The 25,180-nt window shown below is 34.3% G+C and carries 19 protein-coding genes and 1 pseudogene; 8 read left to right on the top strand and 12 right to left on the bottom strand.

The features are described from left to right. Positions 1–700: 700 nt before the first annotated feature. Together ACP6PL_RS27545 and ACP6PL_RS27540 are read right to left on the bottom strand one after the other, a co-directional pair. Positions 701–1,585 carry a tetratricopeptide repeat protein gene (locus ACP6PL_RS27545; RefSeq protein WP_426548533.1) on the bottom strand — a complete coding sequence of 295 codons (885 nt, stop codon included), beginning with the start codon at positions 1,583–1,585 and terminating at the stop codon, positions 701–703. Between the two features lie 224 nt (positions 1,586–1,809). Beyond that, on the bottom strand, positions 1,810–3,144 hold the full coding sequence (locus ACP6PL_RS27540) for a sensor histidine kinase (RefSeq protein WP_426548532.1): 1,335 nt from the start codon (positions 3,142–3,144) through the stop codon (positions 1,810–1,812). Between the two features lie 1,158 nt (positions 3,145–4,302). Here ACP6PL_RS27540 and mazG point away from each other — a divergent pair. Further along, positions 4,303–5,100: a nucleoside triphosphate pyrophosphohydrolase gene (gene mazG, locus ACP6PL_RS27535; RefSeq protein ID WP_426548531.1), complete on the top strand. Its 798-nt coding sequence runs from the start codon at positions 4,303–4,305 to the stop codon at positions 5,098–5,100. Between the two features lie 363 nt (positions 5,101–5,463). Here mazG and ACP6PL_RS27530 read toward each other — a convergent pair whose 3' ends face one another. Beyond that, positions 5,464–6,285: an alpha/beta hydrolase gene (locus ACP6PL_RS27530; protein WP_426548530.1), complete on the bottom strand. Its 822-nt coding sequence runs from the start codon at positions 6,283–6,285 to the stop codon at positions 5,464–5,466. A gap of 106 nt (positions 6,286–6,391) precedes the next feature. Here ACP6PL_RS27530 and gcvH point away from each other — a divergent pair, with 106 nt between their 5' ends. Further along, the gene (gene gcvH / locus ACP6PL_RS27525) at positions 6,392–6,793 is read left to right on the top strand and encodes a glycine cleavage system protein GcvH (RefSeq protein ID WP_426548529.1); all 402 of its coding nucleotides are present in this window, start codon (positions 6,392–6,394) and stop codon (positions 6,791–6,793) included. 364 nt (positions 6,794–7,157) lie between these two features. Here gcvH and ACP6PL_RS27520 read toward each other — a convergent pair whose 3' ends face one another. From ACP6PL_RS27520 to ACP6PL_RS27500, 5 genes are all read right to left on the bottom strand, one after another. Beyond that, positions 7,158–7,490: a hypothetical protein gene (locus ACP6PL_RS27520; protein WP_426548528.1), complete on the bottom strand. Its 333-nt coding sequence runs from the start codon at positions 7,488–7,490 to the stop codon at positions 7,158–7,160. A 172-nt stretch (positions 7,491–7,662) separates the two neighbouring features. Then, complete coding sequence (locus ACP6PL_RS27515; protein ID WP_426548527.1) at positions 7,663–9,288, bottom strand: 2-isopropylmalate synthase; 1,626 nt, start codon at positions 9,286–9,288, stop codon at positions 7,663–7,665. A gap of 364 nt (positions 9,289–9,652) precedes the next feature. Further along, positions 9,653–10,168, bottom strand: a complete 516-nt coding sequence (locus tag ACP6PL_RS27510) for a LabA-like NYN domain-containing protein (protein ID WP_426548526.1) — start codon at positions 10,166–10,168, stop codon at positions 9,653–9,655. 507 nt (positions 10,169–10,675) lie between these two features. Continuing rightward, positions 10,676–11,323, bottom strand: coding sequence for a response regulator transcription factor (locus tag ACP6PL_RS27505; RefSeq protein WP_426548525.1), 648 nt, complete (start codon positions 11,321–11,323; stop codon positions 10,676–10,678). A gap of 524 nt (positions 11,324–11,847) precedes the next feature. Next, positions 11,848–12,360, bottom strand: a complete 513-nt coding sequence (locus ACP6PL_RS27500) for a (2Fe-2S) ferredoxin domain-containing protein (protein ID WP_426548524.1) — start codon at positions 12,358–12,360, stop codon at positions 11,848–11,850. A 395-nt stretch (positions 12,361–12,755) separates the two neighbouring features. Here ACP6PL_RS27500 and groES point away from each other — a divergent pair, with 395 nt between their 5' ends. The 5 genes from groES to ACP6PL_RS27475 all read left to right on the top strand — a co-directional run bounded on the left by groES (position 12,756) and on the right by ACP6PL_RS27475 (position 18,355). Further along, positions 12,756–13,067 (top strand): co-chaperone GroES, encoded by a 312-nt coding sequence (gene groES / locus ACP6PL_RS27495; RefSeq protein WP_426548523.1) that lies wholly within the window; start codon positions 12,756–12,758, stop codon positions 13,065–13,067. 154 nt (positions 13,068–13,221) lie between these two features. Next, complete coding sequence (gene groL / locus ACP6PL_RS27490) at positions 13,222–14,856, top strand: chaperonin GroEL (protein ID WP_426548522.1); 1,635 nt, start codon at positions 13,222–13,224, stop codon at positions 14,854–14,856. 933 nt (positions 14,857–15,789) lie between these two features. Continuing rightward, on the top strand, positions 15,790–16,095 hold the full coding sequence (locus ACP6PL_RS27485) for a carbon dioxide-concentrating mechanism protein CcmK (RefSeq protein ID WP_426548521.1): 306 nt from the start codon (positions 15,790–15,792) through the stop codon (positions 16,093–16,095). A gap of 120 nt (positions 16,096–16,215) precedes the next feature. Further along, positions 16,216–16,569 (top strand): carbon dioxide-concentrating mechanism protein CcmK, encoded by a 354-nt coding sequence (locus ACP6PL_RS27480; protein WP_426548520.1) that lies wholly within the window; start codon positions 16,216–16,218, stop codon positions 16,567–16,569. A gap of 802 nt (positions 16,570–17,371) precedes the next feature. Continuing rightward, positions 17,372–18,355, top strand: a complete 984-nt coding sequence (locus ACP6PL_RS27475) for a hypothetical protein (RefSeq protein ID WP_426548519.1) — start codon at positions 17,372–17,374, stop codon at positions 18,353–18,355. A 537-nt stretch (positions 18,356–18,892) separates the two neighbouring features. Here the strand turns inward: ACP6PL_RS27475 and phnL are convergent. From phnL to ACP6PL_RS27460, 3 genes are all read right to left on the bottom strand, one after another. Then, the gene (phnL, locus tag ACP6PL_RS27470; RefSeq protein ID WP_426548518.1) at positions 18,893–19,639 is read right to left on the bottom strand and encodes a phosphonate C-P lyase system protein PhnL; all 747 of its coding nucleotides are present in this window, start codon (positions 19,637–19,639) and stop codon (positions 18,893–18,895) included. An 852-nt stretch (positions 19,640–20,491) separates the two neighbouring features. Then, positions 20,492–21,268: a phosphonate C-P lyase system protein PhnK gene (gene phnK / locus ACP6PL_RS27465; RefSeq protein WP_426548517.1), complete on the bottom strand. Its 777-nt coding sequence runs from the start codon at positions 21,266–21,268 to the stop codon at positions 20,492–20,494. A 183-nt stretch (positions 21,269–21,451) separates the two neighbouring features. Then, complete coding sequence (locus tag ACP6PL_RS27460) at positions 21,452–22,303, bottom strand: alpha-D-ribose 1-methylphosphonate 5-phosphate C-P-lyase PhnJ (RefSeq protein ID WP_426548516.1); 852 nt, start codon at positions 22,301–22,303, stop codon at positions 21,452–21,454. Between the two features lie 1,160 nt (positions 22,304–23,463). Between ACP6PL_RS27460 and ACP6PL_RS27455 the strand changes: the two are divergent. Further along, positions 23,464–23,580: pseudogene (locus tag ACP6PL_RS27455) on the top strand (DNA cytosine methyltransferase); the annotation flags it as partial. A gap of 142 nt (positions 23,581–23,722) precedes the next feature. On the opposite strand, the gene ACP6PL_RS27450 reads toward ACP6PL_RS27455, so the two are convergent. Continuing rightward, positions 23,723–24,901 (bottom strand): carbon-phosphorus lyase complex subunit, encoded by a 1,179-nt coding sequence (locus tag ACP6PL_RS27450; RefSeq protein ID WP_426548515.1) that lies wholly within the window; start codon positions 24,899–24,901, stop codon positions 23,723–23,725. Positions 24,902–25,180 lie beyond the last annotated feature (279 nt).

Genomic DNA, 25,180 nt, shown 5'->3' with positions numbered 1-25,180 from the left:
TATGAACCATAACTAGATCGTTTGAGTTTTTCTGGCGAGTCAAATATCATTTTCTCAAGCACTAAAACCACACAGTGAATTAGTCTAAATACTTACTCAATCTTTGTGGGAAAATTCAGACTATAGATTATAGATATGAACCATAACTAGATCGTTTGAGTTTTTCTGGCGAGTCAAATATCATTTTCTCAAGCTCAAGCCACACAGTGAATTTCTTCAACTAATACCAAATCTTCTATTTTTAAGAATCCTGCTATTTTTAAGAATCTGTGATTGAGATGCACCTTTTTGTTTGTAGCATTCTTTTTTTTTAGTAGTGTAAGTCCTACTAATAAATCTGAAATTTTTCAACCATTATATTTGATGTAATTATATTTGAGTTAATTTTGAAGTTATGTCATCTTGTATCGATCAAACAATCTCAAACTTATTACCAAGTCAAACTGCAAATATGGAATAGAAAAATGGCAAAATCAAGGCGAAATATTGGTTTTTATTGAAAATACTGAACCCTATTTAGGGTAATACGGCACCACTGTTGTATCAAGCTTAAAGTAGTGCCACAGCTTTTTGACTAAAAGTGTTGAAAAATCTGCATCTCTCAAGAATTTGGAGCTTAGGTTATCTCACAGTTTGTTAATGGACCACGATTTGATTTAATTAAAAAACTTTAGTACAGAGGATTAACTAACTACCTATATTAAGGAGAAATCTGGCCAGACGGTGGTAAATCTTCTATTTGAGCTAGAGTTTCTTGAATACGAGGAGTTGCCAGAAATATTTTTGCATCTTCAATTAGCCGTTTCCCCCACAAATGTTGGTCAAGATAGTCAATGTCTGCATATTTGCTATCTAATCGTAGCGCTTCTTCTCCCATTGCTAGACTTTGTTCTTTATCACCTTGAGTATAGAGAGCTACTGCTAGGGCTAGAAGTGGTTCTGCAGCTTTACTATCAATAGAGACAGCTTTACGCCATTTTTTGATTGCATCATCTACTTTTCCCATCTCATATTGAACTAAACCAATGTTATTAATTGCAGGCCATAAATTTTTTTCTAGGTCGTAAGCTTGTTCGTATTGTGCGATCGCTCTTTTAAATTTACCATGCTTGTAATAAGCATTACCCAAATCAAATAAAGCTCCGGGGTTCTCAGGTTTAGATTTTAAACCTTTTCTTAATTGCTCAATAGCGTTTTTATAATCAGATGTTTGAAAGTAAGCTCTACCAAGAACAAATCTAATCTCAGCATTACTTGGATTTAGTTCTTGAGCTTGTTTCAAAGCAGCAATACCTTCTTCTAATTCTTCAGCTTGAATGTAAAGACTGCCTAATAGTGCCCAAGTTCGTTGATTATTTGGGGCTAATTCAGTAGCCAATTCAGCTCTAGATAAAGCCAAATCAAACTGTTGAAATCTTGCTAACTGTAAAGCTTCCTCAGCTAAACTTAAACCTGTCTGTTCTAGTTGAGCTGAGTCTAGTTGTAATATATGAGGAACTAATGCTTGCCCTTGGACGGATTTAACAGTATTACCCCACACACCCAGGGTAATTAATAAACAAACGAATAAATTTTTATTTGACACGTTAATAAAGTATATATGGTTAAGAAGTTCATTTTAAAGTATATATTATTATATAATAACCTAAAATTTTCACTATTTACACCAGTAAACTTTATACTAAAAATTATCTTTGTATATTTTTATTGTTTTAAGTTGCTGTTGTAATTTCGTCAAAAGTAGCAAATTATAATTGACACAAATTTACTCTTAATTTTATTTAAACTTGTGATCGTATATTCTATTAATTAAAATATTGGTAAAACAATTTCAAATTCAGTACCTTTATCTGGTAAAGAATTTAGTTTCAGTTTTCCACCATGTTTTTCATTAATAATTTGGTAACTAATAGCCAAACCCATGCCTGTTCCTTTACCCACAGGTTTAGTTGTAAAAAAGTTCTCAAAAATTTTATCTTGTATTTCTAAAGGGATACCAGAACCATTATCACCCATTCTAATACTCACCCAATCATGATCTTTCCCTGCTATAGCTTCCGTAGTAATCTTAATTTCAGCTTGCCAATTTGAACCCTCTATTTCTGCGGATTTTTCATTCAGTGCATCAATGCTGTTACTAATTAGATTCATAAATACCTGGCTGAGTTGACCAGAATAGCAACTAACCAGTGGCAAATTAGTAGAATAATTTTTAATAATTTTAATATTGTATTTAAGACGATTATTTAAAATTAGTAAGCTACTATCTATACATTCATGGATATCTGCTGGTTTCTTTTGAGATTCATCCATGTGTGAAAAGTTACGAAGACTATTCACAATCTTTAGTAATTGTTCTGAGCCAAATCTAATACCCTGAGTTGTCTCAGCTAATTCTTCTTGTAATGAATCATATTCTATTTGTTCCTTAATTTGACTTATAATTGGAGATGGATCTGATATTTCGTCATAAGTAGATAAAAGTTTAGTAATTTCTTCTAGATAAGAACAGAGAAATATTAAATTATTCCAAATACAGTTAACAGGATTTCTAATTTCATGGGCAACCTCAGCCACCATTCTGCCCAAACTAGCCATTTTTTCCGTTTGAATAGCTTTTGCCTGAGTTTGTTTTTGCAGTAGACGACTTGTAAGTTCGTGAATTTTTGACTGGGCTACTAATAATTGATGTACATCTAAAAGTTTGTAAACATTAGTTTCTACTTCTACAACAATTGGATCATAAAGTAATTCAGGTCGTCTGTGTAAAGATTTTTGTGCTGCCTCTACTATCAATGTATTACCAGGAAGAATAGAAATATCTATTTGAGAGAAGCGATACAAAGCTTCTATAGGGCGCTTATAAAACATCTCTATACCATAACGACTTCCCATTCTTTCAAAAAATAATCGTCGAGAAATCATACCGACAAACTTACCTTGCCGATCTATCAAAATCACACCTGATAGTAAGGGATTTGCCTCAAACACAGGGGCAACATCTTTACCAAAGTAGCTAGATTCAATCAGAAAGTCTTGCAGTGGTAGTTCCTGTATAGTTGATTCTAAAGATAGAATTTGACTTTTAACCTCTAAATTAGGCACTGTAAATGAATCTGAATTTGACTCATACAAAGCAAACATATTAAGAAAGTTCCTAGTATGCTAGTATCAAGAGATACATATTTAAAAAATATTCCAGATAATTTGCCTTAATCCTAGGAATATATTATGATTAGCTTTCACCTTTCTAGCATAAACCCAAGAGAATAATCAAAAAACATAAAAATTACTTAACTTTATTTTTAAAATTATTTGTTTATTTTATATAAGTAAAAATATATACATCAAACAGCAGATTTAGTAGTCTTCCTCTTAGTCATAAGTCTAATCATTTCATCAAAATGTTGACAGAAGAGCCGCCCTCTACCGTCAGGGAGCGTTGGGATGAATGTGAATAAGTCTAGCGATACAAGTAATAAGTAGATAATCAAGCTGTTTTTATATAGCGTTTCTCTGTAAGTGTGAGTTACACTTTTATCTTTAGATTGGGTGTTGCTTCTTGCCCAAAGACTAGAATTTTGTATCTTACCAGTATGGGAATTGCAATAAATACTGTGATATTTAAATTGTAGAAATTTGGAATAGTGAAAATCTTGAATGTTGGGTCATACAATAATAACTGTACAGCCCAGATTATTATCTTCTGGCTTCTCAAACCACGCTAAGAATAGTTATATCAGTGTTCAAAAAATAGCATTGCTGAATCAAGGTATAAAAATAAAAAGTTAATAGTTTAGAATATTTGTTATTCAATAGTTTAGCAATTTTCAAAACATACAAATCATCCCCAAAATCAGCAACGCAAAAAAAATAGAAGACCTAGTACCGCTACGCGGAAGTCAGAATTCAGAATTCAGAATTCAGAAGTTTTGATTGGTAAGGCTTTGAGTATTTTGTCACTGGTCACTTATTTCCGTCATCCTGCACTAGATTTTGCCATATTAGAAAAATCAAGTAAAGATCAAGGTTTTTCCCTATTTCCTAATCTCTTTTCTACTGTAACGACCTTTTTTGAATTTGGTATTACAAACAATCATTTTCACTCTCCTGAATATCTCGTAATCAAGACCATTTTTCTTCTCGACGCGGAACACCTTCAGGGGATTTTAAGCTAGCCTTAATTTATTGTTCTAACTAATTTTCTACGGTTTTTTATAACAGTAATCTACTCTAGAGACCAACTCCAGAGTAGATTTCAATATCATACTATACCAAGTTTAAAAAACTTATTTATTTAACATGAATTCAACATTATCTGCATTACAAGAACTAATAGAAATAGTAGCTAAATTACGTTCTCCAGAGGGGGGGTGCCCATGGGATTTAGCTCAAACTCCAGAAACTTTAACTCCTTATATTGTGGAAGAAGCTTATGAAGTTGTAGATGCTATAAAAACTGGGGATAAAAAAGCAATAGTTGACGAATTAGGAGATTTATTATTACAGGTAGTTTTGCAAGCACAAATAGCTAGTGAAGCTAATGATTTTACTTTAGCTGAAGTTGCTGAAAATATTAGCAACAAAATGATTAGAAGACACCCTCATGTATTTGGAAATGTCAAAGTAAATAGCACTCAAGAAGTTAAACAAAATTGGGAAGAAATTAAGGCAGCAGAAAATGGGGAAACTAATGATTTACTGAGTAAAAAATTAGGCAGATATGCTCGGCAGTTACCTCCACTTCTGGCAGCAATGAAGATTTCTAAAAAAGCTGCTGCTGTTGGTTTTGAATGGGAAAATGTTGATGGAGTTTGGGAGAAGTTTCATGAAGAATTAGGAGAATTTGAAGAAGCTTTAAAGTCAGAAGATAAGGAACATCAAGAAGCAGAAATGGGAGATATTTTGTTTGTTTTGGTGCAGTTGGCAAGGTGGTATAATTTAAATCCAGAGCAAGCATTACAAGGAACTAATCATCGTTTTTTGAAACGATTTGCTTTGCTAGAGGAAATGTGCGATCGCCCTATTTCAGAGTATAGTTTGGCAGAGTTTGAACAAATGTGGCAAACGGCAAAAGCAGAACTAGCAATGGATAATTAATAATGGATAATTGATAATTAGAGAAAGTGTTCAGGTAGTTTTGTGGATGTAGTGATTTAGGCTAAAAGTAGGGAACAGAGATTACCTTAAATTCGGCTTTTTCCAAAAATATTGTGGTAGTCCTGTAGATGTAGTGATTTAGGCTCTTTGGAAGGGAATAGGGAACAGAAAAGCCGCTAAATTCTAGATTTCATGCATAATAATTTAAGATCCCTAGTTGACCTTTTATCTGAGTATCACTACTTGTACACTACTATCAATATTGTATTCCCTTGACTAATTGACTTCTGTCAGAAACCGGGTTTCTTAGAAACAAATATTAGCATGGCAAAGTATCTAAAATACAAAGCCATTTTCTAAACTTTAGTGTCTTTCTATCAACTTAACAAACTCACCCATAACTTTTACATATTCCTTGCCCGCTACTTCTAATAAGTTAAGATGACCAGCACCATCAACCCACAAAGAAAGCTTTGGTTGATTAGCTATAGTAAAAAGTTTTTGCCCATGGGAAAAAGGAATTACTCGGTCAACATTTCCGTGCATTACCAACACCGGGCAATTAACATTTTGAATCTTGTCAATACTGGGAAATTTGTCAAAGGGATAAATAGGGATGCGCGTCACTACCCGAAAGGCAGTTGTAAATGAACTTTCTATTACTAAACCAGCTACAGGTTGACGGGATGCCAGATCTACAGAAGGCCCCCCGCCCACTGAACGTCCATAAACAATAATTTGATTTGCAGGTATCTGTAATTTTTGGGTCAAATATTCATAAGCAGCATTAATATCTTGATAAGCGCCCTTGACCGAAGGTTTTCCCTGACTTGTACCATAACCCTGATAGTCATAAGAAAATACATTAAATCCAATATCTCGTAAATCTCGTAACCGGGGTAAAATTTCGCCCAAGTCTTCGGCATTCCCATGACTGTAGAGAATTGTATATTTTGCCTTAGGTAATGGTAAATAAATTCCTGTAATTTGGACTTTATCGCTAGACTGAAGCTTGACAAAATCCTGGTTTTTCTGATAGCTAGATGGACGAGGTAAAAAAATTAACCGATCTGAGAAAAAGAAAGCCCAGGAACCTACAAGGAGATAGATAATTAAGGCAGACCTAATTAATCTGATAACAGAAAATTTCCCTAAAAGTAGTCCTATAATATTTTTCTTATCCATAAGAATTAGGTGTTTACCTTATATTATTCTTTACGGAATAATTTTTACTGCAAGTCTAGTCTTGCTTTAACTGACATAATTTGTACTATTTTTAGTGAGGAACCAAATGACACTAGAATTTCCAGACGACCTCAAATATCTCGAAACCCACGAATATGTAAGAATGGATGGTGAAATTGCCACTATTGGTATTAGTGCCTTTGCTATTGAGCAGTTGGGAGATATTGTATTTCTGGAACTGCCAGAGGAGGGAGACCAAATTGAAAAAGAAGGATCGTGTGGCAGCATTGAGTCTGTGAAGGCAGTTGAAGACCTGAAAGCTCCTATTACTGGTACGGTAGTAGAGCGTAATGAAGAGATATTAGAAAGTCCAGAGCGATTATCAGAAGAAGACCCATATATAGAAGGTTGGCTTTTGAAAGTGCGTGTTAAAGACCCGGATGAACTAGAGGGAGATGATGTTTTCTCTGCCGATCAGTATCGTGAGATGGTAGAGGGAGAAGAGTAAATGGATAATGTCTGATTAATTCTGTATTTTTTAGATAATTTACATATTTTCCTTTACTTTCTTTTTTCCTTTATTTCATTGACTGAAGTTGGAGGATTTAATGTAATTTATTACCCGGTCGGGAATTGTTTATACCCGGTCGGGAATTATTTTTTTTGATAGATTATCAAGCTGATATTTTTGCATCATTATCATGGTCATAAATTCGATCATCTATGTATCCAAATATGAAATACGAAAAATTATGATACCTATTAATGTTCCAATCTCCTAATCTCTTCATCCTCCCATATTCCTATCAACCTTTGCTAGCAAATATTAATGTAACGTATTTCATGTAATATAGTTTATTTTTGTAACTCAATTAAATCAAATATTTATGAGAACCAGCATCTAAACCACCATAAGTTATGGGTAACTTGAAGAAAAAGAATATTATGCTAAATACTGCCATAAATAATAATTCTACAAAGTTAAGATTCAAGTTCGGCAATAACAAAATTAGTGTAATTAATTTCATTATTATAAGATAAGTACAAATTTTTAGGTTTAAACTCTGAGAAATGGAATTTCCGTATTTAAGATTATATAAGTAACCGATGGCGTAGGCTATAGAAAATTCTAAGATGATATTTCCACGAGAAACAATTAAAAGAAACAAGGCTAAATAATAAGGATTTTTCCAAAGTTTATTCATTATCTATAACCTTAAAATTTAAAAAAAATAAGAGGGTGAGTTTTAACCCACCCTTTTACTCGTGCAGAATGGCGGAAATAACTGACCAGTTATAAAATCCTAAAAGCCTTACTAATCAATAATGCATGAATTTTGAATTTTGACTTCCGCGTAGCGGCACTAGGAGTTTCTATTAACTACCAGCTATTACTTCCGCAGGTTGACTTTTTTGCGGATGTATTTTCTCTACATCAGTTTGTAAAGCTGCATATAAGCGATTTAAAGCATTTACATAAGCCTCTGCAGATGCCACAATAATATCAGTATTGGCAGCATGACCAGAATAAACTCGCCCTTCATGGCGCAAGCGAATTGTCACTTCCCCAATAGCATCAATACCAGCAGTTACCGACTGCACGGAAAATTCTATTAAGTCATTCGGCACATTAACTACTCGGTTAATTGCCTTGTACACAGCATCCACAGGACCAGTACCAATAGCAGCATCAGTCAATTCTTCCCCATCGGGATTACGGATACTAACTGTGGCAGTAGGATGAGCGCGATCGCCACAGGAAACTTGCACCAATTCCAAACGGAAAAGTTCGGGTGGTTGTCGAATTTCGCTATTAACAATAGATTCTAAATCCCAATCTGTGATTTCTTTCTTTTTGTCTGCCAAGTCTTTGAACTTGAGAAATGCCTTATTAATTTCTTCATCTGAGAGTTCAAACCCAAGTTCTTGCAAGCGAGTCTGGAAAGCATGACGACCAGAAAGTTTACCTAAGACTATCTGGTTATCTGTTAACCCGATAGACTGAGCATCCATAATTTCATAAGTCAGTTTATTTTTAAGTACCCCATCTTGGTGAATACCTGACTCGTGAGCAAAAGCGTTAGCACCAACAATAGCTTTATTTGGTTGTACAAACATTCCTGTCAAGTTAGAAACCAGACGAGATGTTTTATAAATGTGGCGAGTATCAATATTAGTGAGTGGTGCTTCTGACTCCGGTGAGCGACCCAAAAATGGGTTGAAATATTGTCGCCGAACGTGCAACGCCATAACCAACTCTTCCAAAGCAGCATTGCCAGCACGTTCTCCAATACCATTGATAGTACATTCCAACTGACGAGCACCATTTTTCACTGCTTCCAAGAAGTTGGCTACTGCCAGACCCAAATCGTTGTGACCGTGAACCGAAATAATAGCTTGGTCAATATTCTGCACATTTTCCTTAATACCTCGGATGAGTGCCCCAAATTCAGCAGGAGTTGTATAACCTACAGTATCAGGAATATTAACTGTGGTAGCTCCAGCAGCGATCGCCACTTCCAATACTTGATAGAGAAATTCTGGGTCAGAGCGACCTGCATCTTCCGGAGAAAATTCTACATCGTCTACGAAGGTTTTTGCATAGGCCACCATTTCTGGAGCAATCTCTAATACTTCTGCTCTAGTTTTCTTGAGTTTGTAGGCCAAATGAATATCGGAGGTAGCAATAAAAGTATGAATACGTCCTTTAGCTGCTGGTTGAACTGCTTTACCTGCTGCCTCGATATCTGCACGGGTTGTTCTTGCCAAACCGCAGATTGTTGGACCTCCTTCTAAACCAACTGTTTCAGCAATTTTTTGTACTGCCTCAAAATCTCCAGGACTAGCATAGGGGAAACCAGCTTCAATTACATCTACTCCCAGGCGAGATAGTTGCCGAGCAATGGTTAATTTTTCATCTATATTGAGAGCTGCACCAGGAGATTGTTCTCCATCCCGGAGGGTAGTATCAAAAATAATAATTCGGTCTTGACTGGTGGTCATTGTTTTTTTCCTTGTAGTTTAGAGGAATTAGCCTATAGCTTTTTTATATTCTAAGCATTCAGTCGTTGGGTAGCCTATACTCAGAGGAACTGCCTTATCAGCTATGAGTTATTAACTCATTATCATACCGAAGGAGGAATTAATCTCTAAGAAGTGAAATATGTTTGCGCAGCATTCACAAGGAAATGATATTGGTTATCATCTAGCCTTAGTAATTGCTTGATTTTTTCCAAAGTTAAATACTAGCGTATTCTTTCGGAATTAGTATTGATAGATTTAGCAATAACAGTAAATAAAATTTAGTATTTCTAGCCTCTTACTTCAGTAGAAGATACTGATAACTGACTTCCATCTTCTTTATTGATTAATATTCTGCTTTTTCTATTTGGTCACGAATATCATTTAAGTCTACATATTGGTCTGTAGCATTGCGCAATTCTCTAGCAATCATTCCTTCAGTTGATACAACTGTAATATGAGTATTTTTAGAGCGCAATAACTCAATCGCTCTTTCAAAATCTCCATCTCCACTAAACAAAACTACTTCATCATATTGGTCTACTGTATTAAACATATCTACAACAATTTCAATATCTAAGTTAGCTTTTTGAGAATAGCGACCCGAAACATCATCATAATATTCTTTCAAAATTTTAGTGCGTACTGTATAACCTAAACTAATTAAAGCATCTCGGAATCCTCTTTGATCCTGTGGGTCTTTTAAACCTGTATACCAAAAAGCATTTATTAATTTTACTTCTGGTTTGTTGAAGTATTCTAATACTCTTCTCGGGTCAAAAAACCAACCATTTTTTTGTTGAGCGTAAAACATATTGTTACCGTCAACAAATATAGAAAGACGGTTCATGGAATTTTTCATAGAAACTTAAGTTTAATATTGGTTTTAGATAATTCAGGCTAAATCCATTACTCTAGCAATATTTTTATCATTAATGTAAGTATATTGAGTCTCTAAAAACTTACATTATTCCTTGCTTATTTCATATTTAAACTGCCAAAAATTACCCTTATATTATAAACCTATAATATTTTTCTCTACCCATAATTTTAATGAACTGAGCAGTTTACTCTTCTAGATTTCAGGCTTTTTTTTGTAAAAAAATATATTTTTTTCATGCCTGTTAAATTTATTTATCCCCTGCTACATTTCTATACAATACCTTAATTTTCAATTAAGGCCATAAGTTAATATTTGATTAATCTAATATCTAAAATTTAGCCAAATCAAAAATAATTGATTTAATAAAAGCTATGTATGCAAAATTATGAATATAGAAAATTTTGGGCAGTATAAAATTACAGCCCTTCAGTAAACAAATTAGACAGATAAAAACTTACACCCTGATAAATTCCTGGGGAGTTATATCTAAGCCTTTTTACTTTCAATAGCCCAACGAGCTAACTCTGTCCGATTATGCAGACCTGTTTTACCAAGCATATTACTCACATGACTCTCAATTGTTCTTTGACTAACTTCCATAATTTGTGCAATGTCACGATTAGCCATTCCCTTGGCTACCAATTGGACTACCTTTAACTCTGTAGGAGTTAATTCTACGTTTCGGCGCACCTTAATTGTTGGCCCACTGCTGACACCAGAATTTTGATGTTTAATTAGGCGAGAAGCTTGCTTGAGAGAAGATTCTACTTGAGCTACAAGTTCTTCTGGTTCAAATGGCTTGACAATGTAAACATCAGCTCCAGTATTTAGACCTTTAACTCGATCTTGACTTTGACCCTTGGCAGATAGAAATAGAACGGGAACCCATTCTGTAGCTGAATTTTCTCTGATATGCTGTACCAGGGTGTAACCATCCATTTCTGGCATCATCACATCACATATAATCAAGTCGGGAACTTGTTCTTCTAGCAGTTCTAGGGCTTCTCGGCCATTTTCTGCTGTCATTACCTCGTATCCACGAAATTCTAAATAATCTTTGACCAATAATATTAAATTAGGGTCATCATCAACCAACATTAAACGTCCTTGGTCTGTAGTATTCATTTCCTTCATAATGAAGAACTCACTTTTTTGATTCCTGCAAACATTAACTTTACAGACGGGTTAACCCACGTCTTTCATAGCGGAGTTAGGAAGTAAGGTAGTTATGCCTACTTTCCTGATAAACTTTAAAGATATATATCCTTACCCAGAAGGCTTGGACTGTATCTAATCCTCAAAGGGAATTGATCCCCTATCTATTATAGTTATAGATTATAGATTTTATACTCAATCAATTAAGTCCTATAATTTAGGTAGATATAGCTAGATAATAGTTTTGTAGTGATGCAAAATAATTACCACTACTTTTGGCAATAATATATGAGAATTCAATAGTATTCCCTATTAATAGTATAAGGAACTATGGTTAATTTTACTTACTTATTAAGTTAGGAACTATGGTTAATTGATAACAGTTAGTTAGTGATTGTGAACTTTGAGCTTGTGAGTTTATCGGCAATAAATTTGTCCATGATTGCCTAGTATGGGCCAATAAATTAACTAAAGTTTGAAACCTCGCCCTTAAGGGTCAGGTCTTATGAAATAATTCTTGATTCTGGCAAAGGATGAGTTAGAAAAAGGTATTCTTCTACTACTTGAGAACCAATGATGTGTTCTTGAATAATTCTTTCAATCACAGGAGGAGTTGCGGAATGATACCATATTCCTTCTGGATAAATAACCATGATTGGACCTTGACAACAAACTCGTAAGCAGTTAGCTTTAGTGCGAAATATAGAGCCTGATATGTTAGGGCCAGACTCATCAAGTTTTAATTCTTTCAGACGTTTTTTAAGATAATTCCATGCTTCTAAACTAATTTCTTTTGAGCAACATTTCGGTTTAGTTTGGTCAGCACAAATAAAAATATGTCTTTTAATTTTACTCAGTCCGAGAGATTGGACACAACGTCCTAGGGAATCTTGACAAATATCTGAGTCAATATGTCTTTGTTGAGAATCTTCTTGAGATTGGGCTAGCTGGTCTTCTGTCCCATCAGCTTTTTCCGTTTTGTTAAATAAATTATCTATCATTAAGTTTTGATACACATTTAATTTACTTCTATGATAGTTATCCTTGATACCAAAAGTCAAATGTCTGATTGAGAATATCAAATGACTTAGATATTCCTAGTAAATCAACAGTTCTACTGCCATAATTCTAGTTTATTGTCTTCTGAGATTACTTTTTGCAGTACGATAATCACCTCAACTCAGCACTCAGAAGTTAAATTTTTCCCTCCCAATCTAGTAGGAAGCACTGATAACTGAAATGACTCTTGGTAAATACCCAAATCCCCAGTTCGGGAACCCGTACAGTTTAATTAGTTGCGATCGCTACAGCTATTCAGCTAAATTAGCACTCAGATGGTGAGAGTGCTAAAAAACCAAATGAAGTTAAAACTTAGCTTCACCAACAATAAAACTTATCTGGAGGTAATGTAATGGCAGCTGTAACACTGAGTGTTTCTACTGTTAAACCCTTGGGCGAACGTGTATTCGTCAAAGTTAGTGAATCTGAAGAAAAAACAGCAGGTGGTATTCTTCTACCCGACACAGCAAAAGAAAAACCTCAAGTAGGAGAAGTTGTTGCTGCTGGCCCTGGTAAGCGCAATGATGATGGTTCTCGCTCTGAAATGGAAGTTAAGGTAGGAGACAAAGTTCTCTACTCCAAATATGCTGGTACTGATATCAAGCTTGGTGGTGATGAGTACGTCCTACTTGCAGAAAAAGATATTCTTGCAATTGTTAACTAATACTTCGCCCTTAAGGGTAAAGTTTAAACCAGTTGTTCTATAGCACTAGCAAACTTTTTCTTCATATTTGATGTTTGCTAAAGTGCTAAAACAACTAATTATCAATACACAAAAAATAAGTATCCACAATTACTAATCAATAGAAATCACAACTATGGCTAAACGTATTATTTACAACGAAAATGCTCGTCGCGCCTTAGAAAAAGGCATGGATATCCTTGCTGAGTCTGTAGCAGTAACTCTTGGTCCAAAAGGTCGTAACGTTGTTCTAGAGAAAAAGTTTGGCGCACCTCAAATTGTTAATGATGGTGTTACTATCGCTAAAGAAATTGAATTAGAAGACCATGTAGAAAATACTGGTGTTTCTCTAATTCGTCAAGCAGCTTCTAAAACTAATGACGCGGCAGGCGATGGTACAACTACTGCAACTGTTTTAGCTCATGCAATTGTTAAAGAAGGTCTACGCAACGTTGCTGCTGGTGCTAACCCCATAGCTATCAAACGTGGTGTTGATAAAGGGGCAAGTTTCCTAGTAGAAAAAATTGCAGCTCACGCTCGTCAAATTGAAGATTCTAAGGCGATCGCTCAAGTTGGTGCTATTTCTGCTGGTAACGATGAAGAAGTAGGTCAAATGATTGCCCAAGCAATGGATAAGGTGGGTAAAGAAGGTGTGATTTCCTTAGAAGAAGGCAAGTCAATGCAGACTGAACTAGAAATTACTGAAGGTATGCGCTTTGACAAGGGTTACATCTCTCCTTACTTCGCAACAGATATGGAGCGGATGGAAGCTGTTCTAGACGAACCTCAAATTCTAATTACTGATAAGAAAATTGCTTTAGTACAAGACTTAGTACCAGTATTAGAACAAGTAGCTCGTTCTGGCAAACCCTTATTAATTTTAGCTGAAGATATTGAGAAAGAAGCCTTAGCAACTTTGGTTGTTAACCGTCTGCGGGGTGTATTGAATGTTGCTGCAGTTAAAGCTCCTGGTTTTGGCGATCGCCGTAAAGCTATGTTAGAAGATATTGCCGTATTAACTGGCGGTCAAGTTATTACTGAAGATGCTGGTTTGAAATTAGAAAGCACCAAGCTAGATATGCTTGGTAAAGCACGTCGCATCACTATTACGAAGGACAACACTACTATTGTTGCTGAAGGTAACGAAAAAGAAGTTAAAGCACGTTGCGAACAAATTCGCCGTCAAATGGAAGAAAGTGACTCTTCCTATGACAAAGAAAAGTTACAAGAGCGTTTAGCTAAGTTAGCTGGTGGTGTAGCAGTTGTTAAAGTTGGTGCTGCTACTGAAACTGAAATGAAAGACCGCAAGTTACGCTTGGAAGATGCTATTAACGCAACTAAAGCTGCTGTAGAAGAAGGTATTGTTCCTGGTGGTGGTACAACTCTAGCTCATTTAGCTCCTGAATTAGAAACTTGGGCAAATGAGAACCTAAAAGCTGAAGAGTTAACTGGTGCTTTAATTGTTAGTCGTGCGTTATTAGCTCCATTAATGCGCATTGCTGAAAATGCTGGTCAGAATGGTGCTGTAATTTCTGAGCGCGTGAAAGAGAAAGATTTCAATACTGGTTTTAATGCAGCAAACAATGAGTTTGTTGATATGTTTGAAGCTGGTATTGTTGACCCTGCGAAAGTAACTCGTTCCGCTCTACAAAACGCTGCTTCTATTGCTGGTATGGTGTTAACAACTGAGTGTATTGTTGTTGATAAACCTGAACCCAAGGAAGGTGCTGCTGCTGGCGCTGGTATGGGCGGTGGCGATTTCGATTACTAAGTTTTTTGAGAGAGGGAATACTATAGCTATTGTTCCCTCTCCAATTTGTTTGTGTCAAAAGTGTGTATTGTGTTTAAGTCACTTCCAGTTTTTGGAGGTGACTTTGTTATTTTATATCAAATCTCGTGTAATTATTTTACTCAAGGGAATAGTGGGAGGTTAGACTATGCAGGAGTATCCTTCCTGAAAAACTTTAACAAACATTCATCTAAGTATATAGATTATAAATTTAATTTTGGCTAAATTGATTAATATATAAACATCGATCAAACTATTATTTGAAAATATATATAGCAATCAGGAATGATTTATGAGATTGATATAAGATTTAAGATAAATCAAAATACTTTTATATAGCGTTTCTCAGTCTAATGAGGTACATCTATCTTTATGTTGTATTCTGTTCCCTATTCCCTAAAACTAAATAATTTTGTACCTTAACAGCATGGAAATTAGTATATTCTGACTCCTAATTACCAGAAAATATTACAAATGAAACAGAATTGCTATATTTTTAATATATACCCTGACTAAGAAATAAGGTTTCAAGTCTACCCTATCAAGGAGATAAAAAAGGAAATTTCAGATTTTTTGCTCTCCTGCTGAAACAGGAGGTACTAATAACTGAAATGACTTCTATATTTCTGTAATCACACCATTAAAATAGGATTATTATACCAATACTTTATTGAGATTAATTAAACTTATAACTTGATGATTTATTCTCAAATTTATTCTTAGCTAATCCTCAATATTCAGATGATTTTGACATAAATTTATAATAAATTTTCCCACCTCTCAAAGATATCAAAATAGATAAAAATGCTCATAGTCCACCATAAATAATAGCTTTTTTATAAATTTACATATACAGCATTACCTATTGAGATTACAATTAGATTAATTGATTCTTGATAATGGAGGAACGTTTCAATGCCAGAGGCAGTAGGTGTCATAGAAACTATTGGTTTTCCTAGTATTTTAGCTGCTGCAGATGCAATGGTTAAAGGTGCACGAGTTACCTTAGTTTACTATGATAAAGCTGAAAGAGGCCACTTTGTAGTTGCAGTTCGAGGACCAACTTCTGAAGTTTATCCTTCAGTCCAAGCTGGCATTGAAGCAGCAGAAAAAGTCTATGGTGGTATAGTGGACAGTCATTATATTGTTCCTAATCCTCCAGAGAATGTAGAATCTGTATTACCACTAGAATATACAGAAATTAGCGAACAGTTTAGATGAATTTTGTCCTAAATTCTATTATGGTTTAGCTCAATAATAGTTTTTTTATGGCAGACATCTAAAAATTTTTACAATTAATCCAGAGAATTTAATTCTTAACTGAAATTTAGGAGAGATAGAATGGCGCAACAAGCTGTTGGAGCACTAGAAACTAAGGGTTTTCCTGGTATTGTAGCTGCTTCAGATGCAATGGTCAAAGCTGGTCGAGTTACTTTAGTTGGTTATATTAGGGTTGGTAGTGCGCGGTTTACTGTTCAAATTAGAGGTGATGTTTCGGAAGTAAAAACTGCTATTGATGCAGGAATTGCAGCAGTAGAAAAAGTTTACGGTGCGACCTTGGAATCTTGGGTAATTATTCCTCGTCCTCATGAGAATATTGTCGCAGTTCTACCAATAGATTTTAATCCAGGTGTTGAAGAGTTCCGCCAACGAGTAGAAGGAGTAACTGTACCAGGATTGCCTGGTGGTAGGTAAGTTTTAATTAGATTGCATATCTACTAATCCTATTAAAAACCGTCCACACTACTATTGTATTGCCAAGAGTTATCTCCAGTATAATTTGAGTTATTATTAACTATAATAGTCTGTGGACGGTAAATACAAATATGAATTTAAGCCGTTAATTTTTATGTAGCTATATGTTAGATTTTAGCTAGTAGTTACTAGAAGTCAAAGATTAAAAGTAAGTACAGGAAAATCAACTGTAATTAAATTAGGAGGGATATAGCAACCTCAAATAGGTTATGAAAAAACATCTGGTAAAAAGGCAACAGCTCATCTAGCAACAGGGGTAAGAGTTTTAAAGTTTTTATCTATTTTTGAATTTTTGAGAAATGACAAATGGTTTAGGGTTGCTATATATATTTACTTTAAAGATATATCCAAAAATCAATTAACTGCAAGTTTTAAAATAAAAAAAAGTGATAATTGAACATTTTATATCTATCAAATAGGCTATATTACCATTATTAAAATAATAAAAATAGTAATGTAGTAGCTTAAATTGAAGCTCTCCTAAACAATATTATACCTACTATTATCAGTGATTAAACATCAATCAATGGAATTTTGAGTAAAAATAGTTACAATAAACAAAGACTATGCCATTAGGATAGTCTTTGTTTGTTTTAGCTAAGTTCCCTAATACAAAACCTTATCTATATCTATAATAGGGTGGGAACATCTATGAAATGAATTTACCATTAATATAGATAAGTCAATATAGACCTACTATACTAATTCTCAATTCCTGATATTGAATCTTATATCTGAAGCTATGGACACCTGGATTATACAACTACACAACTCTACCAATGAAACTACTTTTGTGATAATTACTGCTTTAATAGCAGTCATTTTTTGCTTTTGGTTGATTCCGATTGCTACAGATATGATGGTAAATTCTGCCGCAGGTTTAGCAGGTAAATATTTAGGTAAAGACAAACGTACTATAGTAATTAACTCTAGTACAAATAACCCAGAATTATTTCTGATGTTGCTATCACTAAGTCTTCGACGACTAGGCGGTATAGCAACTCCTCTAGGCTCAAATTTTGCCAATATTTATCTCATGTTTATTGTTGCGCCAATAATTGTTATGAGTAAATGGATATTTATCGGAAAAATATCTTATATAAAAGATTTTATCGAAATTTTTAACAAAGAAAAAATGCTGTTTTTATGGCATCTTTTTATGTCTTTATCAATGTTTGCTTTTGCCAGTACAGCTTACTGGTGCGTTACTGGTAAATCTGAATTTGCACCTTTGCCAGAAGGAATTAACACCCGCACTTTGCCCTGGATACTTGTTGGTGGTTTAATTTGTTTAGCAGGTGTGTTAGTTTTCTTCTTTTATGAAAAACAATTTAAGAAAAAAAGACCAGAATTATTTGATGATATTAATGAAGATGATTACATACCAAGTTGGTTTCAGTTTATTTTAGGTACAGGGTTATTAATTTTATTATGCTATGTATTAAATACATTATTTATTGCTTGGACTGATATTTATGATGATTTACTTAGTAAATTATTTGGTGATGCAGTTTTTGCCGGACTGCATTATTTTTTGGGAAGTTTAATATCATCTCTACCAGAAACAATTGTAGCTGTGAAAAATTATGAACGTTTAACTTCACCAGATTTGAATACTGCAATGGCATCCGCAAGTCAGTCAAATATGACGAATTTGGGGATAGGATTTTTGGGTAGTGTTTTAGCAAGTTTGCTATTGCTTATGGGTATCAATTATCAGTTGTAAAGTTAAGATATTGCTATTAATAGAGTAGATCAAAAAAATTGGGGATTGTACTTTCAAAATGTTATTGAAGCGAAACGCGCTATTGATAAAATTAAGGGAAAATTTTTACTGGAATTGTTGATTTCAGAATTCGATTAAATACTTATAAATAATAGAAAAGATTAGAGAGGTTTCAGGGAACGTTTCTAGGAGAATATTTTATTTATAACTAATTATACGAACATGATATTAATTATCAGCTTTTCAAAGGGTTTAGGTCGGAATTGAACTCCTCATTAATGCTATGCTTCAGTAATACTTCAGCTATTAAGGTAATTAATCATGAATTAATTACCTTTTTGCTAATTTGAGATAATTTAACGCTAATTATTCTTATGTTTACTTGTCCCCCAGTCCCCTACTCCCCGACTCAAGTAAATATAGAAAAGTTTTTGAGAAATGTTATTACTGGAGCAATACTTATAATTACAATTAGTAGACTTTTAACAAGGCAGTTTTAACCTGTTTCTAGTCTAACTTATAGGAATTACTCAAACTTTATTCCGAGAAGTAGTCAAAAGTAAGTTCTTTTGTACAAAGTCTTAATCTTACTTCTTCATCGTGGAAAATTCCTATCAAACCACACCCATTAGCTTTGGATTTTTCTAATAGTTCAATTACTACTTGACGATTCACAGAATCTAAGGCTGAAGTTGGTTCATCTAATAATAGAATTGGATAATTAACTACCAGGGCTCTAGCTAGATTAACTCGTTGTTTTTCTCCTCCAGAAAAGGTAGTGGGGGAAAGATGCCAAAGACGTTTTGGTAAATTTAATATCTCAAATAATTCTGCTACTTTTTGATAGGCTATTTCTGGCTTTATTTCTAATTCTAATAAAGGTTCTGCCGCTACTTCTAAAGCTGGCACACGAGGAATTACTCGTAAAAATTGACTGACATAACCAATAGTAGTTTTGCGTACTTCTAAAATTTCATGGGGTGCTAATTTTGGTAGATCAATCCAGGTAGATTTATGCTTTACCAAAACTGAACCTTTATCAACTCGATAGTTACCGTAAAGACAACGCATAAATGTAGATTTTCCTGAACCAGATTTTCCGGATAAGGCAATACATTCTCCTGCTTTTAAGCTGAGAGAAATATTTTTCAATACTGATAATTTGACTCCGCCTTGGTTGTGTAAAGTAAAGCCTTTTTCAACAGATTCTGCTTTTAATAGTACAGAAGTTTCTGGGAAACTATTTTCTTGTTGATGATTGGGTTTGAGGAATTGATTACTCATAATAAAGGAAGTAAGAACGAAGAAGTAGATGGGAATAATTTCAGGTCTCTGCTTACCTACAAACTCTAACTACTTTTAAACACTGCTAGTACCGCTACGCGGAAGTCAGAATTCAGAAGTTTTGATTGGTAAGGCTTTGAGTATTTTGTCACTGGTCACTTATTTCTGTCATCCTGCACTAGTAAAGTTAAGGTGTTGAATTTATAAGAGAAAAATTTATCATTTCTCTTGAAAAGGCACACAATAAAAAGTTTAAATATAGTAGTTTGACTTAAAGATGAGATGTTTTTAGTCTGAAACTTTCTTATAGCAAGAAAGCTTTGTCTTAATCTATAGCAACTGCCAGAGCAGTTAGGACAGAGAAAAGTATAAAATCATTAGACCATTTCTATAGAGGCGAGTACTATGTTTCTTCTTTATGTCCTAAGCGCCTTGGCGAATGCTATAAAGTTACAGCACTTTTTAGGATGGTGAAAGTTACAGCACTTTTTAGGATGGTGAGGTACACTTTAATTAATTATCCGTTGCCTGTAGCAATAGTGCCTGTTGCCTAAAGTCCTAAAAATCTGTACCTCACTAACTCCGAAACTGTTGTAAATGACTATAAAAGGGAATAGGAAGAAGATTGAAGTAGACTCTCTTAATAAAATAAAGAACATTCTTATTATTGGTAGTTGCTCGGACTGAGTTACTATCAATTTATAATTGAGCAAAGGAACAGTTAATTCTGTAGCAGTCTTCTAATTATATGAAATACAAAAAATTATGCAAATATACGAATAACCCTATCCCCCCATCCCCCCAGATCCTTATCAATCTTCGGTAGCAAACATTAAAATATTTTATATTAATTTAGGGAATTAAGGTTGCACTAACTAATTGTTGAGTATAGGAATGTTGAGGGTCATCTAATACTTGGTCTGTTAATCCTGATTCAACAATTTGCCCATTTTTCATTACTAATAAACGGTGAGCAAGTAATCTAACTACCCCTAAATCATGGGTAACTAAAATTACGCTTAAGTGGAGATTTCTCACTAGAGAACGAATTAAATCTAATAAACGAGCTTGCACTGAAACATCTAAACCTCCGGTGGGTTCATCCATTAATATTAACCGGGGTTTTGTGACAAGAACACGAGCTAGTTGTAATCGTTGTTGCATCCCTCCAGAAAACATTTTTGGTAAATCATCTATTCGGTTAATATCTATTTCTACTTGGTTTAACCAATAAGTAGCTTCTTCTCGAATTTTTCCATAATTTTTTACTCCTATATCCATTAAACGTTCCCCAATATTTGCTCCGGCAGTTACATTCATTCTTAATCCATCACGAGGATTTTGTTGAACAAATCCCCATTCAGTTCGTCTTAATAAACGGTAACGAGTTTCTGATAGTTTCGGCACTGTTAATATCTCTCCATTAGAGGTAGTATAGGTGATATTTCCGCTATCAATAGGTATGTATCTTCCAATGGCATTTAAGAGAGTAGATTTGCCGGAACCAGATTCTCCTACTATTCCTAAAACTTGGGCAGGATAGAGATTAAAAGATATCTGGTCGCAGGCTTTTATCTTTCCATAATACTTACTCAATTTTTCTACATTTAATAATGGTTTTAATGTCATATTTTTTAGGGATTAGGGATTGGGGAGTAGGGAGTAGGGAGTAGGGAAGTAGGTAGGGAAGTTGCATAAAACTTCCCTACACATAAGAGTCAAGTTTTATCTTACAAAAGATGCTTATAAAAAATAGCCTTTTAGAAAGAGGTAATTATCAATTATCAATTATCCATTATCCATTATCCATTATCAATTATCCATTATTAATTGCCTTTGATGACAATAATCTGTATCAGAACAAACCCACATTTTACTTCCCTGATCGTCTATCAAAATTTCATCCAGAAAACTCTCTGTAGAACCACATAACTCACAAGATTTATCCCATTTTTCCACAGTAAATGGATAATCTTCAAAATCCAAACTTTTGACCTTAGTATAAGGAGGTATTGCATAAATACGCTTCTCCCTACCCGCGCCAAAAAGTTGCAAAGCTGGTAAATAATTCATCTTAGGATTATCAAATCTAGGGATAGGACTCGGACTCATTATATAACTGTCATTTACCATTACTGGATAATCATAGCTTGTGGCAAAATCTCCTAATCTCGTAATATCCTCATATAATTTAACATACATAGCTCCATATTCTGATAAGGCGTGCATTTTTCGAGTTTCCATTTCTGAAGGTTCTAACCAACGCAAAGGTTCAGGAATTGGCACTTGATAAACAATAATTTGATCTTCCTTTAGTGGCGTTTCTGGAATGCGATGCCGGGTTTGAATAATTGTTGCTTCTATTGTTTTTTCTGTGGTTTTTATCCCACAAACTTTCATAAAAAATCGGCGAATATTCACCGCATTTGTTGTATCATCTGAACCTTGGTCAATTACTTTTAAAATATCGTTTTTACCAATAACTGAAGCTGTGACTTGAATGCCACCAGTACCCCATCCATAAGACATTGGCATTTCTCTCGAACCAAAGGGTATTTGATGACCAGGAATAGCGACTGCTTTGAGTAAAGTGCGACGAATGGAACGTTTAGTTTGTTCGTCTAAATAGGCAAAGTTAAAACCATTTTCTAGTTGGTTATTCATAAATTAAGAAACAAGTAAGAAACAAGTAAGAAGGAAGAAGAATTTAGTTATCTAGGAGAGAAGGGGTAATTGAAACAAAAGAGTAAAATGATCGAGATAGCTGTATAAGATGAATTGGAGTAGTTCTTTTTAACTATCTCTAGATTGATATGCAATTTTTCTAATATTCTTTTTTCAAAGCAGTATTAGAGATCGAATAAATATATCACGACTTATATATAGTAATCGTCAATGATTTGTGAAAAAAAACTGTCGGTTTTGGTCTCTAAACCGAAGTAAAATGGGATTTGGATACTAAATCCCTACGATAAAATGTTACAACCTATTTAGGATTGCTATAGTACCACTATATATAGTATATAATGATGCTGAAGATAAAAATTTTTCATTCTCTTCACTTCAGGGTGTAGTTTTTTAGACTTAGGTTTTGAAAATACTGCCTTTGATATTGTATTTGTCAATGAAAATTTTTCTCCTTTTCTCAAAGCTTATAGTTATGCTCGACAATTATTAGAAATATCCGAGCCAGAATATGGATATTTTACAGATATTTTATAGCAATCCTCCGCATATTCGTGGCAAAAATCTTACTGCTTTTTAGGGAACACTTAACTGGCAACAGGCAACAGGTAAGAGTTTCAACTTTTTTATTTACTTTTTAATCAACCGCAACCTATGCACGGATTGCTATAGTTAGTTTAACTGCAGAAAATGGCAAAACTTATTTACAAGATTTTAGTCAAAGATTCTCAGTAGAACAAGGTAAAAAAAGATGTTGTATATTTAGGGTTTGCTGAATAAAGTCTTTTGGTAGGGGTAGGAGACAGGAGAAATGGAAATTATAGAGGAGGTAGTCGTAAAAATTGCCCCAAGATTTTTCTGCCATAATCATCCAAAAATACTAGCTTTTTGAGCTTTTTAGATCGAAACAGGCGCACTTTTTTCGACCAAAAAAGGCTGAAACCAATATCTGTCAGTGCTTTAATATTTAATCAGCAAGCCCTATTTAGTTATAAAAAGTCTCAAGTCATTGATATGAAATACTTCCGAGGGAATTTACAATTTGATACATAAAGCACAAAATTTACCACGGTCTACTTAGGATTAATTCCAACTTTATTGGATTTATTGGTAGACTTCCTTGACCTAACTTTTCAGTAGGTGGAAAAAACCGGGGAAAAAATGGAGAAAATGGTAAATTGTCAGATGCTTATGTTGAATTAATTTGTCAGCAACAACAAGATTTTTTTTTCTTTGAAAATGTTCAAGGCTTATGATCTACTAAAAAACATCTATCAAAATAATTCTGTCTAAAACCACGCCTTTTAAAGCGAAATATTTTTGGAGGGTTGCTTATGCATCCCCGTTACAAAAAAACTTCTGACTTTTGACTTCTTTAATCATCCTGCTCAGATAATTTTAAGTAGATTTTTCCAGGTTAACTTCCTTAAATTTAGAATCTCCTAAAGAATTTTCTTCAGATTTCTCTGGTGTCAGTTCCTCTAGTTTATAATTTCCATTTTCTACAATCTTTTGCTGACTTTGTAGCTTTCTAACTAAATTTATTTCTGCCTGAAAATCAATATAGTGCGGTAATTTTAAATGTTGTACAAACCCTTGAGCTTCAACATTATCTGAGTGATACAAAACAAACTCTGGATCTTGAGCAGGTCCTTCAATTTCCTCCCCTAATTCTTTAGCTTGCATCGCTCGATCTACTAACGCCATTGACATTGCTTTTCGTTCGTTATAACCAAAAGTTAAACCATAACCACGGGTAAATTGTGGAGGTACTTCTTTACTACCTTTAAACATATTTACATTTTCTGCTTCAGTAATAGTAATATCGGCGATCGCTACTTCAAAACCTAATTCTTCTGGAAAAATAATTACTTCAACTTCTCCCATTTTTATCTCTCCAGCAAAAGGATGGTTACGACCATAACCTCTCTGAGTTGAATATCCTAAACTAAGCAAAAAACCTTCATCTGCACGAGCTAAATTTTGTAATCTTGCATCTCTTTCTGCGGGTAATTTAAGTGGTTGTCGAGTTAAGTCAAATATTTGCTTATCATCCTCTGCTTTTTCTTCACAAACTAACTCTTCTTTTGCCAAAGTATTCATTACTCTGGGTAAGTTTTCTTCTATGTTTAAATTTTTGCTTTCGGGTGTCGTAGGTATATTGCCTTCCGCAGCTAATTTAAAGTCTAAGAGACGATGAATATAATCAAAAGTCGGTCCTAAATATTGACCTCCAGGAATATCTTTAAAGATAGCAGAAATTCTCCGTCTAATCTTCATTTTACTGGTATCTAATGGCTGACTATAATAAAGTCTTGGTAAAGTAGTCCGATATGCTCTTAAGAGAAATATTGCCTCTACTAAATCACCCCAAGATTGTTTAATTGCTAAAGCAGCTAAGTCTGGGTCATACAAACTTCCTTCACACATAACTCGGTTAACTGCAAGGGTAAGTTGTTGTTTAATTTGCTCTAAACTTAATTCAGGAATGTTCGGGTCGCCCCGCCTTAATTGTTGTAGTAGTGCTTCAGCATTTTTAATTGCTTTTTCTCCGCCTTTTACTGCTACATAAGCCATATTTTTTTTACCTCATATCTTGCTTTTTCTGTAAACATTTTCTGCGGAATGCTGCACAAACAGCTATTAGCTAGTCAGCTCTCAGCTATGATAGAAATCAACTAACTATTAATATTAACAGGACTTACCCCGGCGAGGGGCTAAGGCTCGGTAGGAATCCCCGCGCCTTTAGGCCGGGGAGGATGTCAAGCAAACCAAGCAATTATGAAGTACCTAGTCATAGACTATTGCGTATAGAGCAATAGTCAATTCATTTCCTTAAGCACCTGCCAGATGTAG

Origin of the sequence: Dapis purpurea BLCC-M126 (assembly GCF_050015975.1) — a bacterium.
Lineage (GTDB): Bacteria > Cyanobacteriota > Cyanobacteriia > Cyanobacteriales > Microcoleaceae > Trichodesmium.
This window is presented reverse-complemented; position numbering and strand designations above follow the sequence as displayed.